The sequence below is a fragment of the Flavobacterium sediminilitoris genome (assembly GCF_023008245.1).
Classification (GTDB): domain Bacteria; phylum Bacteroidota; class Bacteroidia; order Flavobacteriales; family Flavobacteriaceae; genus Flavobacterium; species Flavobacterium sediminilitoris.
The window spans coordinates 1,572,736-1,590,296 of the sequence record NZ_CP090145.1 but is presented as its reverse complement, the minus strand read 5'-3'; the positions used below and the strand labels follow the sequence as shown (position 1 = coordinate 1,590,296).

The window sequence follows — 17,561 nt, the reverse complement described above, 5'->3', positions numbered from 1 at the left end:
TTATAAGAATTCAGGATCAATAACTTCTATTTCGTTTATACTCTTGTGAAATCCTTTGACATCTGAAACACCATCATGAAAATGAAATTTTTCAGTAATTACATCATACCCTAAAGGCTTAGAGGCTTTTTCTTCTAATTCTTGGAGTTGTTTTAGATAAATAGGATTCAAACGATCTCTATCTTCTTGAGAAAATAAATCCGATTCATTTAATTGTTTAATTTGCGCTTTTACCCTATTTATATCGGATAAAATCTGCTTATTTATGGCTTGATACGTTGAATTACTCATATATAATTTTTATTAAAGCCCACCATTACGATGGGCTGTTGGTTAAATACTTGAAGCGCACAGCTTCTTAAAAAGGGTAAGAACGTATTGTTAATAGACTATTCGATCTCTTTCAGTTTTTTTTTAAAAAACCTGGTTAATTGTTTTTTATCTGATAGAGTAATTTTTTTATTATTTTCGATTTCTTCTATTCTAATTTTAAATAGAGAAACCTGATCTTCTTTATCTACAATGAACATAGCTTGGATTTAATATTCTTAATTCATAAGATCTTGATACCATACGAGCTCTTGAAAAAACTCCTAGTTTATCAAATAACACTTTCTTACGAGATTCGAGCGTGTTAATAGATACTTTCAATTCTTCAGCAATTACTGGAATAGTCTTTTCTGTAGCTAATTGCTGAATCATGCTAATTTCAAAAGGAGAAATAACACGTTCATTAACCCATAGGTGATCACAAACTATCCCTTCCATAGGACAAGTGCCTCTATGGCCACAATTAAAGTATTCAACAGTTTTTAATTGTCCATCTTTATAATCTGGATCATTATCATAATTACCAAATCGACATACAGTATATTTTTTTAATTTTTCAGATGAAGTTTTAAATCCAGCCAATTCTAAGGCGATAGAAACTGAATAATTAGCGTCTAAATCCTTTTGAATAGCTTTAAGTATATTACTTGGCAGTTCAAAAAGTGATTTGACTTTCCCTTCATGAGTTGCCATTGGCTCACCATTGTGAGAAAAAAATTCGACATTACTGTCTAAAAGTCCTGATGGTATTTGTATATTTGTCATAGAAAAAAAATTTTAGAACCTCTGAAGCTTTAATTAGTTGAAGAGGTTTTTTTATTTTTAAAACCAAATTGTTTTTTCTCTGCGTGAGCTTTAAGACCTACTTCGACAAGAGCTTCCATAATTTCTGCATTGAATTTTTCTCCTTTTCTTACTTCAGCTATATAGGTTTTGGAAAAATTTTTTTCGATTAACCCTTGGTTAATTTTTTCATTCAGCACATCTTGAACTTTTAAAATGTAATTGTAAGGAATGTGCTTCAAAGCAGTTTTTACATCACTTGGGGTAAATGCACTGATTTTTGTTCCTGAATTTGTTGTACTTTTGTGTTGCATTAGTTTTATATTAGTTGCACATTGATAAAGCAAATATATATTAATTAATGGATAAATCTATAAATTAATGGAACTTTTTTTTATTTTTTTTAATTATGAACATAGAAGGTGAGAAAATTAAACAGCTAATAAGTAATTATGGGGCAGCAAGAAACTACCCAGAAAAGTCTTATGTCGTAATGTTTTGTGAGGATAATAATCTTAATTATAAACAATGGAGTGCCTACATATCAGGAACTCAAAATTTAGGTATAAAAATTATCGATATTTTAATGGATATTTTTCCTGATTTGGATCTGAATTGGTTACTAAAAAATAACTCTAATTACGTTTCAGAACCTACATCAAACTATAAAAAAACCACGCATATAACTAACGAAATGATATATGCAAAGCTGGAAAAAATTGATAAAAAATTAGATTTAAAAAATATAAATCAGATTTTTTTGAACAAAAGTGAGACACAAAAAAAACAATAATATTGAAAAACAACTAGTTAGTTTGTGTGCAAATTTACTGGAGGTACCACAAAAAAGTCTTGATTTAATAAATGAAATCAAGACTTTTTTTTGAATTACAACACCATTTCTTCATAAGTTAAAATAGTAGTATATCCTTTTTGAATAAAGTAATCTTTAGGGTTGTCTTTAGACAACACCATTACAAAATCGCCTCCCCAAGCACCTAAACTTTTCACAACTCCTTTAAAATCTGGAAACAGCATTTCTTTTACTGTTTCTGTTTCTAAAACATCACTCATTATTGCTTGATGTTTCTCCATTAGTAACGCAAAATCTCTTCCTTCTGTTACTTTTAAGGCTTCTTGTGTAATATTATTTATTTTAGAAATTACTTTATCTACTTTATGTTGTTTCGTAATATAGTTTGATATTGCTGATTTACTACTTTGTTTCTGATTCAGATAAACAAAATGTATATTTTCTTTAAATAAAGGATTGAAATCTACAATTTCATATTTTGGTTTATTTGCTTCTATAGCATAAATAATAGGCTTATTATTTTGTGCACAAGCAACATCATATCCACTACCTCCAAAGCTTTCCTTTATTAATTGAAAAGCATCTATTTGTAACCAATGCGCTATGTTATTAATTAACGTTGATGACGTTCCTAATCCCCAAAGCCTTGGAAAAGTGAGATGCGTTTTTATTTCGTATCCACTTGATTTTTCAATAAAAGTAGGATTTTGGACATAAGCTTGATATAAAATTTCTAATAATGTATTTTTTATTTTTGAATTGGTTTCTTGAGTTTGTTTGTTTGTTATTTCTTTAAAACTTAAAACATCTTCAAACCATATACTCTTGTCTGAATCATAGCTTTTCCAATTAATTTGCTTATTTTTTCCTTGATTAATAATTAGATTTTGTCCAAATTTTGTTGGTACTGCTAATGCTTGAGCTCCATCTAAAACGACATATTCTCCTGTTAATAACAGCTTTCCATTACTATAAAAAATTTGTTCTTGCATTACTTTTATGTTTTAGTCCTGATGGAAGCGACATCCTTTTTTATATTAAATGTATTTAAAATAAAAAAGATATAGCGTACAGCAGGAAAAGCTTCTTAAAAAATATTTTATTTTCTTAGATTATCTAAATAATCCACCACTAAGCTATGAGAAATAGCTGTGTTTTTAAAATAATCTAACACTTGTGTTTTTTCTTCTTTTGTTGCTTGATGTTGATTTAAAATGTTATTGATATGCATTTTCATGTGTCCTTGTTGAATTCCTGTTGTAGTTAAGGAACGAACTGCTGCAAAATTTTGAGCCAATCCTGTAACTGCTACAATCTTCATTAATTCTTCAGCACTAGGATTTCCTAACATTTCTAGTGAAAATTTCACTAATGGATGCAATGATGTTAATCCTCCAACAGTTCCTAGTGCTAATGGGATATCTATCCAAAATCTAAAAATTCCATTTTCTATTTCTGCATGAGATAAGCTTCTATATTGTCCTGTTTTACTTGCATAAGCATGAACTCCTGCTTCAATAGCTCTAAAATCGTTACCTGTAGCAAGAACCACTGCATCGATTCCGTTCATAATTCCTTTATTATGTGTCACTGCTCTATAAGGTTCTATTTCTGCTATTTTAACAGCATTTACAAACTTCTCTGCAAATTCTTTAGAGTCTATCAACTCGTCTTCACTCATGTTTTCTACTAAACAAGATACTTCTGCTCTTACAAGACAATTAGGAACATAGTTACTTAGAATACTCATTATTACTTGAATATTTTTTTCGTCTTCATTGAAGCTAACGAAGTTTTGCGCTTCGTTTTCTAATGTTTTTGCAAATTGCTCAAGACAGGTATTGATGAAATTTGCTCCCATACTATCTTTTGTATTGAATGTAGCATGTAATTGATAATAATTCTCTAGTTCTGATGTTTTATCAATTAATTGAATATCCAAAATTCCACCTCCTCGTTTTTGCATATTCTTAGTAAAACTTTCAGTATATAAAAAGAATTTTGGTTTTATTTCAGTAAAGAAATCTTGTAATTTTTCTACACTTCCTTTAAATAAGAAGTGCACTTGACCTATTTTTTCTGTATTTATAACTGTAGCTTTAAAACCGCCTCTTTCTCCCCAGAATTTAGCTGCTTTTGATGCGGCTGCCACAACTGAACTTTCTTCAATAGCCATAGGAACTGTATAATGTTTCCCATTAATAATGAAGTTTGGAGCTACTCCATAAGGCAAATAAAAATTTGTTATGGTGTTTTCTATAAATTCATCGTGTAGTTTTTGCAAGTTTTCACTTGTATTCCAATATTGTTTTACGAGTTTTTTAGATTCTTCTGGATTTGAGAAATAGGTTTCTACTATCCAATTTATTTTCTCTTCTTTTGATAGTTTTGAAAACCCTTTTATATTTTGAGTCATAAATTTATATTCTTAATATAACTGCAAAGATACTAAATGGATATTTTTTGTAATGTATTTATCCATTTTATTAATGTGTTTTCAAAAAGCTCTTTATCTATTGGTTTTAGTATAAAATCGTTCATTCCTATATCTAAACATTTTTCTTTTTCTCCTGTTATGACTCCGGCTGTAAGTGCAATAATAATTACTTCAGAATTTATTTTTCTTATTTCTTCTGTTGTTTCATATCCATTCATCACTGGCATTTGAATATCCATTAAGATAATTTCAGGACTTGTATTTTTAAAAATTTCTATTGCTTCTAAACCGTTGTTTGCTTCGTGTATTATTATGTTTGAAAAGTTTCTGTTGATTAACGTTTTTGTAAGCAGCATATTAACTTTGTTGTCTTCTACAACTAGGATGCTTATTTTGTTTATTAATGATTCTTTGTTTATTAGCTTTTCTTTAACGTTCCTTCTAATTGGGTTATTTATTTTATTTAAATAATTTTGAAGAACATGAATTTTTAATGGCTTTATTATATTTTGAATATTATTAAAGTTTTTACTTGCAATAAAGTCTGATGTTGAATTTTGCATTATCAACAGATGTGTTTTCTTTCTAAGGTTAACAATATCTATAATTTCCAGAATGGTTTTTCTTGACAAAAACTCATAATCAACTAAGATTAAATCGTATTCTTTTCCTTCTCTTATTATTTCTACAGCATTACTTTTTGTGGATATTGTTTTGCATGGTATATCTAAACTTTTGAACATTCTCTTAATAACATCGCATACTAATCTATTATCTTCTACAACAAGTGCATTTTTAAATCTATTGTTGTATAATATGGTATGATTTTCACAAAGTTCTGTTTTTAATTCTACTTCAAAATTAAAAGTACTTCCTTTCTTAATATCGCTTTCTATTTGTAGTTGAGAATTCATTAATTTTAACAAACTATTTGTGATTGAAAGACCCAATCCTGTTCCTCCAAAATTTCTTGTTGTAGAACTATCTTCTTGAGAAAACGCTTCTAATATTTTATCTTTATTTTCAGGTTTTATTCCTATCCCTGTGTCTTTTACCTGAAAATTGATAATTGAAGTATCATTTTCTGTTTTTTGTGCTGTTACATTTAATTCTATTTGGCCTTTTAATGTGAACTTAACAGCATTACTTAATAAGTTTTGTAATATTTGTTTTAACCTAACTTCATCTGTCCAAATTACGCACTGAATATTCTCTTCTACATTTACAATTATTTCAATATTTTTTTGATGTGCTGTAAATTTAACCATGTCTACAGACTGATTAATTATATTATACAGATTTGTTTTACTCTCATCTAATGTTAGTTTTCCTGCTTCTATTTTTGACAAGTCTAACACATCATTAACAACATCTAATAATGATTCGGCAGATTGATTTACTGTTTGCAAATATTGACTTTGTATTTCTGTTATATTTGTATTAAGCAATAATTTACTAAACCCTATTATTCCGTTTAAAGGGGTTCGTATTTCATGACTCATATTTGCCAAGAATTCTGATTTTGCTTTATTTGAAGTTTCTGCCAACTCTTTGGCTAAAATGGCTTCTTCTGCTTTTTTCCGTTCTGTAACATCTATTAATACTCCTTCTAGATATTCAATTTTATTATCTATTAGAATGGCTTCTCCGTGTTCTTCAACCCATATTATTGTACCATCTTTTTTAATTAATCTTGATGTTACTAAAAAGGCTTTTTGGTTTTTTACTGCGACATCAATTTCTTTTATAGCCTTTTCTCTATCTTCTGGATGATATAAGTCTAAAAGTTTAACATCTCCTTCAAAAAAATCAGCCATTGAGTAGCCTGTTAATTTTTCAATTTCTTTGTTTAAATATACTTTAGATCGGTTTTTGTCAAATTTTACTAAATAAACTGCTCCTGGGATATTATTCGCTAATAGTTTAAATTTTTCTTCGCTTTCTTGTAGCGCTTTTTCGTTATTAATTCTTATTATCGTTGTTGCAATATTATTTGCCAATGTTTCCAAAATTGTGATTTCCTCATCATCCCAGTTTCTATCTATATGAAAATTATCAAGACCTAAATAACCTATTAACCCATCAACATGAAACACAGGAACTAATAGAACTGATTGAATACCTCTTTTTCTTAATCTTTCTTTCAAAAGTGTATTCTCTAATTTACTTGTAATAATTTTAAATGATTTGTTTTCCAATAATGTATTAAACATATCTGCATACTCATCTGCCTGAAAATTTTGAAAATCGGGATTGTTTAAATTTAAAACATTACCTTTTACAAACCATTCAAATTTTTGATTCACTACATTATTTATTTGCTCATATTTGTAGAAGCATATTCTATCTGCATTTATAGCTTTTGTTAAACTTCCTAATGATTCATCAAAAATATCATCTATACTTTCTTTTTGAATTAATTTATTCGTATATCGCGATAATTGTGTTAGAATATTGTTTTTATAAATAATTCTATCTTCTAATTTTCTTGTTTTTGTAATATCTCTTAAAACACATGAAAAACCAGATACTTTGTTTTCTAAATCATATTTAATTCTCACTTTTTGCGAAAACCATAAAAGCTCTTTGTCTTTATTTCTTATAGGAATTACATAAGAATCAAAATCTGTTTGATTGTCTAATTTTTGTCTATAGAACTCTTGTACTTTCTTTTTTTCCTTTGGAGATAAAAATTCTGCAAAATGCCTTCCTACAATTTCACTTTGATCATAGCCTAAAACTCTTTTTGAAGCATCATTAATCAGCGTAATAATTCCTTCTTTATTGGCATCATATATTATATCAGGTGCATTTTCAATTAATGTTTGGTATTCTTTTTCTGCTATAATTTTCTGAGTAACATCGAGTCCTGTGGCAATAAATAAATTACTAGAATACTTAAAATCGCTCCATTGAATATATTTATAATCTCCTGATTTTGCTCTAAGTTTTCTTGTATAAACAGAATTAGGAATATATTTTATATTATAGTCGACATCTTCAAAATCACTATCCTTTGTTAGACTCCAGAAGCCTTTTCCCATTACTTCTTCAATTTGATAACCTAATACCTTAATAATTGAATCACTACAAAAAACAACATTCCCAAACTTATCACAAGCTATGGTAATAAAGTTTGATTGATTAATAATATCGTTTGTAAAAACTAATTTATCATACGTATTTAAAAAATTAATTCGTCTAGAAAAATTAATTATTACAATTATGAATGTAGCACTTATTAGTTGAATGTAAACTCCTTTATTTTCTGTTTCAATAATAAAAAAACACAATAGAGTTGCCAAAACAATAAGAATGTAAATAATATAGTTCCTGAATTTTTTAAAGACATTGTATGAAAAGAACACTAACAACAGAAACTCTGAAAAGTTGACAAATGAGATTTCTGAATAAATTAGATTATTAAATACAATAACTGTTATTGCTATAAAAAAGAAAGTGAATATTTTATCTAGATTTCCTTTAACTATTTTTATTGATGAAAGAAAGTAAATAAACAACGATATGAACCCTAAAATTGTTTTAACAATTAATTCTTTTTCATCATATGTTTCAAATATATAATATGCAATTTGAGTGAAAATTATAATAATTCCAAAATATAAAAAATAACTTTTTAAGTCGAACTGCATCTCGTTTTCAGAAATATTCTTAACAAAATCTTTATTGTATTTTGATGAATCTTTTATCAAATAATTAAAAGCAATTATTGTTAATGAGCATAAAAGAAAAACAAACCACCAAGAAGTATAAAAAGGTGGTGTAATATTAAAAGTGTAAGATGTTTTATTTCCTAAATCATTTCCTAGAGCATCAACTTCTTTTACATAAAAAGTATAGTTCCCTGGTTGAAGATTATGATAGTTAATTTCTTTGCTTTTTGTTGGTTTTGTCCATATTTTATTTAATCCCTTTAGCCTATACGAATAATAATTATTCTCTGCTAAAGAGTTATTTATTTGTCCTATTTGAAAAGAAAGTGTGTTTTCTTTATGAGTAAAACTAATATTCTCTCTAGGAACGTTAAAGTATTTATTTTCTTCAGCAACGTAATCTTTATTATTAACTAATAAATTTGTGATAAAAATTGGTGTTGCTCTTTTAGATTTTCTGTTTTTAAAATAATACTTATAAAGCCCTTTTACTGTTCCTAAATAGACATTCCCATTTTTATCTATAAAATCTGATTTTGTATTCGTTTCGATACCATCAAACATATTGCTTGAACTCAAATTTTCTATATTAAGAATGTTCCCGTTTTTATCCGCAATAATTCTTTCTAATCCTAAATTAGAACCAATCAATACATTATCTTCAATTGCTGTTAAAGTATATATTAATGTAGATGATAATCCGTCATTTGTTCCAAATGATTTTACAACGCCATTATTATATGAATAAACTTTATTTGTACCACTAAACCATATTGTATTGTATTTGTCTTTTGTTACTAAAAACAATAAATCATGTATAATTTTTTTTTTAACTTTAAAATGTTTTTTATCATAACTTACTTCGCAAAGACCTAATGATGTAGAAACCAGCCATGAATTGTCTCCAATTTGAATTGAATTATAACAAACACTTCCTTTTGAATTTTTAAATAATTTTGCAACTAGATTAAATTTTGAATCAACAATTAATAATCCATCTCCATTTGTTGCAATCCAAAATCGATCTTGATTATCTTGAGTAATTGCTAATACATTAATTTTTGGAATAAGCGATACAACTTTATTGTCATGATATTTATATAATCCGTTTTCAGCCCCTATAAGGATTACATCATTTTTAGTCTTTTTTAAAACACTTACCCTTTCATTAAATTCTATTTTCTTCTTATGTTTTAATGTAGAGGTGTTTTCTTCTGTAAATATATTTAATCCATTTTCTCTGCTATAAACAAATAAATCATTTCCCTTTTCCGTAATTGCAAATATTGACTTTGAACTTAATCCAGAATGATGGTTGTATTTTACAAATGTCTGATCACTAAACTGAATTACGCCTAAATAATTTGATCCTAAAAACAAACACCCATTATCTTCAAAAATGGTATTTACTTCAGATTGTGGAAACCCCTTTTCTTCATCAATAATTAAATAACTATCTTTTCCATAGACAATCCCTATTCCTCCTAGGTTTTTACCTGATACCCATATATCACCAGAATTAGTCTTATAAATATTATTAATATAAAAATTAGAATTATCTGCTTTCTTAACTGTTGTAATCTTATGTTTATATCTATATTTCCCCTTATCAAATTGAATTATAAAAACATTTCCTTTATTATCTCCTAAATAATAAAATGTATTTTTATTTCCTGAAATACAAACATCGTTATCTTTAAAATCTAAAATAAAAAATTTACTGTCTGAAAATTGATAGAGTCCATTATTAGTAGCAACAAGAAGATTATTCTCGTCTAATTGTGTTACTGTATTTATACTAGATATTTTTTTATCAACAATATCGATTATTGGATGAATTCTTAGATTTTCATCAATTTCATAAATACGATTAGTTGTAATACCATATATTTTAGTATCTGTTTTTATAATTTTTTTAAATACATCTAACCTACCATTATAACTAGGATATTTGATTCCTTTTATAATTTTTTTTCCATTAAAAACCAACAACCCTCTAAACTTTGTGGTAAGTATTAAATTCTTGTCATCACTTTCAATTATATCTGTAATGAAAAAATTTTCTAAGCCTTTAAATTTATTATAATTTACAAATTGGTTACCATCATAACGTATTAATCCTGCTCCTTCGGTTCCATACCAAAAAAGCCCATCACTACTCTTAAATATTTTGTTGACAGAAGAAGAAGGAAATCCTTTCTCTTGATTAATTATTTCAAAATTATATTGCTGACTTTGTATAGGGCAAGAAAGCAAAAAAAATGAAAATAAAATTAAATGGTAAAGTTTAATCATATTTGGAAAATAGTAGGGGCAGTTAACTCTATAAAAGTATAAAAAAAAAGCATAGACACCAAAATAAGTTAAATTTCATGCATATGTCATAAAAAATCCCTATTATTGGGGGTTTTTTAATAAAAGATTTAATATGTCATTAAGGAAAATTACTACTTTTTTATTGTTAGTCGCTTCGTTTTCAATTGTTGCACAACAAAACATTACGCTTGAAGAAATTTGGTCTGGAGCCTTTAGAACAAAAGGGATGGATGAACTTCATGCAATGAAAAACACAAACCAATATACAATCTTAAATTTTGATAGAAGTTCAAGGTCGATGCAAATAGATTTATATGATTTTGGAACTCTTGAAAAAGTAAACAACATAATTGACACAAAAAACCACAAAGAACTTCAATCTATAGATAGTTACACTTTTGATAAGACAGAGAATAAAATTCTTATTGCTACAAATTCTAATCCAATTTTTAGACATTCTTTTACCGCTGATTATTTTGTGTATGATATTTCATCAAAAAAACTAACAAAATTTACTGATAAAAAAATTCAAGAGCCTACTTTTTCTTCTGATGGTTCAAAAATAGCTTATGCATTTGAAAACAACTTATATGTTTATGATGTAATTTCTCAAACCCATTTACAAATCACAAATGATGGCAAGAAAAATGCTATTATCAATGGTATAACTGATTGGGTTTATGAAGAAGAATTTGCTTTTGTAAAAGCTTATGACTGGAATACTTCAGGTGAAAAAATTGCATTTATTCGATTTGATGAAACAAATGTTCCTGAATTCTCAATGGATTTATACAACGAAGGACTATATCCTACGCAATCTGTTTTCAAATATCCTAAAGCAGGAGAAAAAAACGCAATTGTTTCACTACACATTTATGATTTAAAAACAAATACAACTAAAAAAATTAATTTAGGAAATTATACAGACTTTTATATTCCAAGAATTAAATGGACAAATGACAATAATACTCTAAGCGTTCATGTGATGAATCGCCATCAAAACAACCTAGATTTACATTTTGTTGATGCAAATTCTGGAAATACTCAGATAATTCTAAACGAAAAGGATAAAGCATATATAGACGTTACTGACAATCTTACTTTCTTAGAAGATAATAGTTTCATCTGGACTTCTGAAAAAGATGGATATAACCACATTTATCATTATGATAAAAATGGAAAACTAAAAAAACAAATTACTTCTGGAAACTGGGAAGTAACCAATTATTATGGTTTTGACGAAAAAAACAAAACTATTTATTATCAATCCGTTGAAAATGGATCAATTAATCGCGATGTTTATTCCATTAAAATAAATGGAAAATCTAAAACAAGATTATCTTCTAAAACAGGGACAAACAATGCCATTTTTAGCCCTAATTTTCAATATTTCATAAATACTTATTCTAGCGCAATAAATGCCCCTACATTTACTTTAAATGAATCAAAAACAGGAGCATTAATAAAGCAAATTGTAATAAACAATGAAATAGAAGAAAAACTAGCGCAATACAATATTGCTCCAAAAGAATTTTTCACTCTAACTACTTCTAAAGGAAATGAATTAAATGCATGGATGATTAAACCTAAAAACTTTGATACTTCAAAAAAATATCCAGTATTTATGTATCAATATTCAGGACCAGGATCACAATCTGTAGCGAATCAATGGAATTCATCAAATGATTATTGGTATTACATGTTAGCCCAAAAAGGATACATAGTAGTTTGCGTAGATGGAAGAGGTACTGGTTACAAAGGAGCCGAATTTAAAAAAGTTACGTATAAAGAATTAGGCAAATATGAAGTAGAAGATCAAATTGACGCTGCGAAAATAATTGGAAACTATTCATACGTGGACAAATCAAGAATTGGTATTTTTGGCTGGAGTTATGGTGGTTTTATGAGTAGTAATTGTATATTAAAAGGAAATGATGTATTTAAAACAGCAATTGCTGTTGCTCCAGTTACTAGTTGGAGATATTATGATAGTGTTTACACAGAAAGATACATGCAAACTCCTCAAGAAAACGCAAGTGGTTATGACGACAATTCCCCTATTAATCATGTTGAAAAACTAAAAGGAAATTATCTATTAATTCATGGAACTGCGGATGACAATGTACATGTACAAAATACCATGAAAATGATTGAAGCTTTAGTACAAGCAAATAAACAATTTGACTGGGCTATATATCCTGATAAAAACCATGGAATTTATGGTGGAAAAACTAGACTTCAACTATATACAAAAATGACTAACTTTATCTTAGAAAAGCTATAACATGAACAGTATTACTGATAAACAGCCTGAATTATTTGGACATCCTAAAGGTTTATTTTATTTGTTCTTCGCAGAACTTTGGGAAAGATTTAGTTTTTATGGAATGAGAGCATTACTAATGCTTTACATGGTTAACGAAATCTTTAAAGCTTTAGCCGAAAGAGATGTAGCTGCTGCTGCTGTTTATGCTTCATATGGCTCACTAGTTTACGCTTCAACTGTTATAGGTGGTCGTATTTCTGATAAAATTTTAGGAATGCGTAGCTCTATTTTTCTTGGTGGAATTTTAATGTCTCTAGGTCATTTTGTCTTAGCAATTGAAAATGACATTGCTTTTTTCCTTGCATTAGCATTCATTGTTGTAGGAAATGGCTTTTTTAAACCAAACATTTCAACTTTCGTTGGTTCATTATACGAAGATGGAGACAGAAGAAAAGATTCTGGATTTACCATTTTTTATATGGGAATTAACATTGGAGGATTTGCTGCACCACTACTATGTGGTTGGCTAGGACAAACGTATGGCTGGCATTATGGTTTTGGTTTAGCAGGATTAGGAATGCTTACTGGATTACTTTTCTTTTGGAGCGGAATAAAAAAGAATGTTTTTGGAGACAAAGGATTACCACCAAATAAAGAAATCTATGAAAAGAAAATTTTAGGAATTCCTCAAAAAACATTTATCCCAATCGTTGCTTTTTTATGCGCACCTATAATAGCATTTTTATTAGCTAGTTATAAATCTATTGGAAAAGAAGATTCTTTTTTAGGAGACCAAAATATCGTAAATATCTTATTTAAAGTTATTGGAGTATTAATTTTTATTTACCTATTCATTATTCTTAAGAATTCAAGTATAGAAGAAAGAAAAAAATTAATCATGGCTATCTTAATTACATTTTTCATGACTCTTTTTTGGGGATTCCATGAGTTGTCTGGAAGTGTAATCACTCTATTTGCAGACAGAAATGTAAATTTAAATGGCATCATGAATGCTAGTCAAACAAATTCATTAAACTCATTAGTTATTATAGCCCTCTCTATTCCAATTTCACTACTTTGGGCTTATCTATCTAAGAAAAACCTTAATCCTAGAACACCTTATAAATTTGGCTTTGGACTAATCTTAGCTGGATTAAGTTTCTATATTCTTTCATTAAGTGGCGCAAGTGCAGATGAGAATGGAATGGTTCCTTTCTCATACCTTTTAATAATGTATTTTATAATTTCAATTGGAGAATTATTCATGTCTCCTGTTGGACTATCCAAAATAACCGATTTATCACCAAAACGCATTGTCGCTTTCATGATGGGAATTTGGTTTCTATCTTCTGCCTACGCATTTCAAATTGTAGGATTTATTTCAAAACAACTAGCTGTTGAAAGTACAGATATTAACGTAGGAGGATTAGAAACACTTTCTATTTATACTAATGGATTTGATTTAATAGCAAAATATTCTCTTGGAGCTGGATTATTAGTCCTTATCTTTTCACCATTAATGAAAAAATTAATGGGCAATGTTCATTAATCAAACAACTACAATTTAACCAGAAAAACCATAATATGACCAATACAACAATAAAAGAGAAAACTTTTTTTGGACATCCCAGAGCTTTATTCATCTTATTTTTTACAGAGATGTGGGAGCGATTCTCATTTTACGGAATGAAAGCTTTATTAATTTTTTACCTAACAAAGTATCACTTATTTTCTGATGATTCTGGAAATTTATTGATTGGAAGTTATGCAGCATTAGTTTATGCAGTTCCTGTTATTGGAGGATTTATTGCAGATAAATATTTAGGTTTTAGAAAAGCTATTGTTTTTGGTGGAATTATGCTTGTTTTAGGACATTTAGGAATGGCTTATGAGGGAAATGCTGCCACACAATCTATTACAGGAGAAATTACAAGAGATAACACGGCCTTACAAATTTTTTACTTTTCACTAGCCTTAATTATTTTAGGTGTAGGGTTTCTAAAAGCTAATATCTCTTCTTTAGTAGGAGAATTATATACTGTTGGAGATAAACGACGAGACTCTGGGTTCACACTATTCTACATGGGTATAAATCTAGGTTCTCTCTTAGCAACAATTGTTTGTGTATGGTTAGGAGAAGCTTATGGTTGGAGTTATGGATTTGGTGCTGCTGGAATTGGAATGTTTTTCGGATTATTAACCTTTATCTCAGGTAAGAAATTATTAATGGGTAAAGGAGAATCTAACAATCCAGCCTTTTTAGAACAAAAATCATTTGGACTTAAAAACGAGTGGTTAATTTATATTGGAAGTATTTTATCTACATTAATATTTTGGCAAATGGTACAAAATCATGATGCTGTTTCAATAGCTTTACAAGTCGCTGGTGCTGTTTCATTTTTATATATTGTATATTATGCTGCAACAAAATTAGACGGAAAAGCTCGTGAACAATTAATAGCATTAACTATTTTAATCATTTTCACTATTGTCTTTTGGGCTCTGTTTGAGCAAGCCTATACTTCTATGAACCTTTTTGCTGATAGAATTTTAGATCGACATATCTTTGGTTTTGAATTATCAGCAGGACAATTCCTGAGTTTCAATTCCTTATTCATAATTTCATTAGCACCTGTTTTTGCTTGGTTATGGGTAAAATTAGGAAAATATAACCCAAATACAGCCGTTAAATTTTCATTAGCATTAATGTTAGTAGGATTAGGTTTTGGCGCTTTAGTAATGGGAATCAATGTCTCTGGATTAGGAAAAGTAGCTGCTATATGGTTAATCTTAGCTTACCTTTTACATACATGTGGAGAATTAAGTTTATCACCTGTTGGACTTTCTGCGGTTACTAAATTATCCCCAGTAAAAATTGTTGGTTTCATGATGGGAGTTTGGTTCTTAGCAACTGCTAGTTCAGAATTTATAGCTTCTGTATTAGCAAACATAGCTTCTGTAGATACTACAAACGGAACCGCACCAGATTTAAATTTAGCAAAACAAAGTTATTTGAAACTATTTGAATATTTATTTTATACAGGGCTTGGATTTGGAGTTTTATTACTAGCTCTTTCTCCAGTTATCAAAAAATTAATGCACGGAGTAGATAAAGAATTAAACAATTAATATTATGAGTCAAAATTCAACAGATCAATTTTTTAAAAATCCTGTCCTAGGACATCCAGCAGGGCTATTTGTATTATTTTTCACAGAAATGTGGGAACGTTTTTCTTTTTATGGAATGCGTTCACTATTAATATTATTTTTAACAGCTTCTTTTACTAGTGGTGGCTGGGAATGGACAAGAGAAAATGCGTCTGCACTTTTTGGTTCTTATGTAGGTTTAGTTTACCTATCAACCATGTTAGGTGGATATTTTGCTGATAAAATTATTGGTTTTAGATGGGCTGTTGTAGTTGGTGCTGTTTTAATGACTTTAGGACATGCTTCTATGGCTGTTGAAACGGAATTTTCAATTTATTTAGGACTTATTTTATTAGTTTTCGGAAATGGTTTCTTTAAACCAAATATGACTTCAATAATTTCTGAAATGTACAAAGACAGACCAGAAAAGAAAGATGGTGCTTACACATTATTCTATATGGGTGTAAATGCTGGTGCATTCTTTGGGATTCTACTTTGTGGTTATTTAGGTGAAAAAGTAGGTTGGAGTTATGGTTTCGGTTTAGCTGGAATTTTTATGTTCTTTGGAATGTTACAATTTTGGTTATCTCAAAACATCTTTGGAGACATTGGATTAAAACCAACAGCAGAAAGTAAAGCAAAATCTGAAGCTGCTGACACAGATGCAAGAAACCCATTCACTAAGTTAGAATTAGGTATTATTGCTGTTTGTTCAATATTAGGTCTATTATGGATCATTAACGATCCTGCTTCTAAAATTTCTGGTGGAGCTGTAAATATATTCGGATTTTTAGGAGAAAATGGAAACAACATTGCTATAGTAACAGCACTATTATTATTTATTTACTTATTAGTGACTCGTTTAATGAAGTATTCTCAAATTACAAGAGAAAAATTAATTGCAGTAACTTTCTTTGCTTTTTTAACCATTTTCTTTTGGGCAATTTTCGAACAATCTCCAAACTCATTAACAATCTTTGCTAGTGATTATACAGATAGAGTATTAGAAGGTAATTGGAGTACATTCTTTCTATTTATTAACACATTAATTACAATTGTCCCTTTAGCAATTATAACGTGGGTTTTATATTTATTATTCAAACAAACATTCAAAAATTACGCAATTGCAAATATTATTTTAGCTACCAGTTTTGTTATTATTTGGACAATCGCAATTTGGATGTTGATTAAAGATTTTTACACCGCAGGGTTTATAACATTGTCAGATTCAACTTTAGAGATGCTAAAAATTGAAAAAGTTACAAAAGCAATTACAGAAGTTCCTGCAACATGGTTTTCAACATTAAACTCTTTGTTCATTATTTCATTAGCTCCATTATTTTCTAAATGGTGGGAAAGTAAATACAATCCAAATGCAAATATGAAATATGGTATTGGAATGGGATTATTAGCATTAGGAATGGCTTGTGTTGCAATTGGAGCAACAGGAATTGAGCCAGGTGCTAAAACGGCTTCTGTAAGTATGATTTGGTTAATTTTAGTATATTTATTCCATACAATGGGTGAGCTGTGTATTTCTCCTGTAGGATTGTCTTACGTGAGTAAATTAGTTCCAGCTAGAATGATTGCTTTTATGTTTGGTGTTTGGTATTTAGCTGTAGCAATTGGTATGAAAGGTGCGGGTATGTTTGGAGAAAAAATTGATAAAATTGCTAATGAATCAGGGTTAAGTTCTTTCTTCTGGATGTTAACAATAATTTCTTTAGTAATGGCTGCTTTGTCAATATTAATGACGCCAGTTATCAAAAAACTAATGCACGGTGTTAGATAACA

Annotated in this window: 11 protein-coding genes; 5 read left to right on the top strand and 6 right to left on the bottom strand. The window is 28.7% G+C overall.

The features are described from left to right. From LXD69_RS07145 to LXD69_RS07135, 3 genes are all read right to left on the bottom strand, one after another. Positions 1-291, bottom strand: a complete 291-nt coding sequence (locus LXD69_RS07145; protein ID WP_246918472.1) for a hypothetical protein — start codon at positions 289-291, stop codon at positions 1-3. 222 nt (positions 292-513) lie between these two features. Then, positions 514-1,095, bottom strand: a complete 582-nt coding sequence (locus tag LXD69_RS07140) for a helix-turn-helix domain-containing protein (RefSeq protein WP_246918470.1) — start codon at positions 1,093-1,095, stop codon at positions 514-516. 29 nt (positions 1,096-1,124) lie between these two features. After that, the gene (locus tag LXD69_RS07135; RefSeq protein WP_246918469.1) at positions 1,125-1,427 is read right to left on the bottom strand and encodes a hypothetical protein; all 303 of its coding nucleotides are present in this window, start codon (positions 1,425-1,427) and stop codon (positions 1,125-1,127) included. A 95-nt stretch (positions 1,428-1,522) separates the two neighbouring features. Between LXD69_RS07135 and LXD69_RS07130 the strand changes: the two genes are divergently transcribed. Next, positions 1,523-1,906, top strand: a complete 384-nt coding sequence (locus LXD69_RS07130) for a hypothetical protein (protein WP_246918467.1) — start codon at positions 1,523-1,525, stop codon at positions 1,904-1,906. Positions 1,907-2,001: 95 nt separating this feature from the next. On the opposite strand, the gene LXD69_RS07125 is transcribed toward LXD69_RS07130, so the two are convergent. From LXD69_RS07125 to LXD69_RS07115, 3 genes are all read right to left on the bottom strand, one after another. Continuing rightward, a complete protein-coding gene (locus tag LXD69_RS07125; protein ID WP_246918465.1) occupies positions 2,002-2,919 on the bottom strand; it encodes a GYDIA family GHMP kinase in 918 nt (305 codons plus the stop codon). Between the two features lie 107 nt (positions 2,920-3,026). Further along, complete coding sequence (locus LXD69_RS07120; protein ID WP_246918464.1) at positions 3,027-4,343, bottom strand: hydroxymethylglutaryl-CoA reductase, degradative; 1,317 nt, start codon at positions 4,341-4,343, stop codon at positions 3,027-3,029. Positions 4,344-4,375: 32 nt separating this feature from the next. Continuing rightward, complete coding sequence (locus tag LXD69_RS07115) at positions 4,376-10,333, bottom strand: PAS domain S-box protein (RefSeq protein ID WP_246918462.1); 5,958 nt, start codon at positions 10,331-10,333, stop codon at positions 4,376-4,378. A 133-nt stretch (positions 10,334-10,466) separates the two neighbouring features. Between LXD69_RS07115 and LXD69_RS07110 the strand changes: the two genes are divergently transcribed. From LXD69_RS07110 to LXD69_RS07095, 4 genes are read left to right on the top strand one after another with little or no spacing between them, the layout of a single operon-like run. Then, on the top strand, positions 10,467-12,638 hold the full coding sequence (locus LXD69_RS07110; protein WP_246918460.1) for a S9 family peptidase: 2,172 nt from the start codon (positions 10,467-10,469) through the stop codon (positions 12,636-12,638). A 1-nt stretch (position 12,639) separates the two neighbouring features. Then, positions 12,640-14,169 (top strand): peptide MFS transporter, encoded by a 1,530-nt coding sequence (locus LXD69_RS07105; RefSeq protein WP_045969599.1) that lies wholly within the window; start codon positions 12,640-12,642, stop codon positions 14,167-14,169. A gap of 35 nt (positions 14,170-14,204) precedes the next feature. Continuing rightward, a complete protein-coding gene (locus LXD69_RS07100) occupies positions 14,205-15,749 on the top strand; it encodes a peptide MFS transporter (RefSeq protein ID WP_246918459.1) in 1,545 nt (514 codons plus the stop codon). A 4-nt stretch (positions 15,750-15,753) separates the two neighbouring features. Next, a complete protein-coding gene (locus LXD69_RS07095) occupies positions 15,754-17,559 on the top strand; it encodes a peptide MFS transporter (RefSeq protein ID WP_045969603.1) in 1,806 nt (601 codons plus the stop codon). Positions 17,560-17,561 lie beyond the last annotated feature (2 nt).

Excerpts from the sequence above, each read along its gene's own strand:
- LXD69_RS07145 (WP_246918472.1), bottom strand. The coding sequence starts at position 291 with ATGAGTAATTCAACGTATCAAGCCATAAATAAGCAGATTTTATCCGAT.
- LXD69_RS07140 (WP_246918470.1), bottom strand. The coding sequence starts at position 1,095 with ATGACAAATATACAAATACCATCAGGACTTTTAGACAGTAATGTCGAA.
- LXD69_RS07135 (WP_246918469.1), bottom strand. The coding sequence starts at position 1,427 with ATGCAACACAAAAGTACAACAAATTCAGGAACAAAAATCAGTGCATTT.
- LXD69_RS07130 (WP_246918467.1), top strand. The coding sequence starts at position 1,523 with ATGAACATAGAAGGTGAGAAAATTAAACAGCTAATAAGTAATTATGGG.
- LXD69_RS07125 (WP_246918465.1), bottom strand. The coding sequence starts at position 2,919 with ATGCAAGAACAAATTTTTTATAGTAATGGAAAGCTGTTATTAACAGGA.
- LXD69_RS07120 (WP_246918464.1), bottom strand. The coding sequence starts at position 4,343 with ATGACTCAAAATATAAAAGGGTTTTCAAAACTATCAAAAGAAGAGAAA.
- LXD69_RS07115 (WP_246918462.1), bottom strand. The coding sequence starts at position 10,333 with ATGATTAAACTTTACCATTTAATTTTATTTTCATTTTTTTTGCTTTCT.
- LXD69_RS07110 (WP_246918460.1), top strand. The coding sequence starts at position 10,467 with ATGTCATTAAGGAAAATTACTACTTTTTTATTGTTAGTCGCTTCGTTT.
- LXD69_RS07105 (WP_045969599.1), top strand. The coding sequence starts at position 12,640 with ATGAACAGTATTACTGATAAACAGCCTGAATTATTTGGACATCCTAAA.
- LXD69_RS07100 (WP_246918459.1), top strand. The coding sequence starts at position 14,205 with ATGACCAATACAACAATAAAAGAGAAAACTTTTTTTGGACATCCCAGA.
- LXD69_RS07095 (WP_045969603.1), top strand. The coding sequence starts at position 15,754 with ATGAGTCAAAATTCAACAGATCAATTTTTTAAAAATCCTGTCCTAGGA.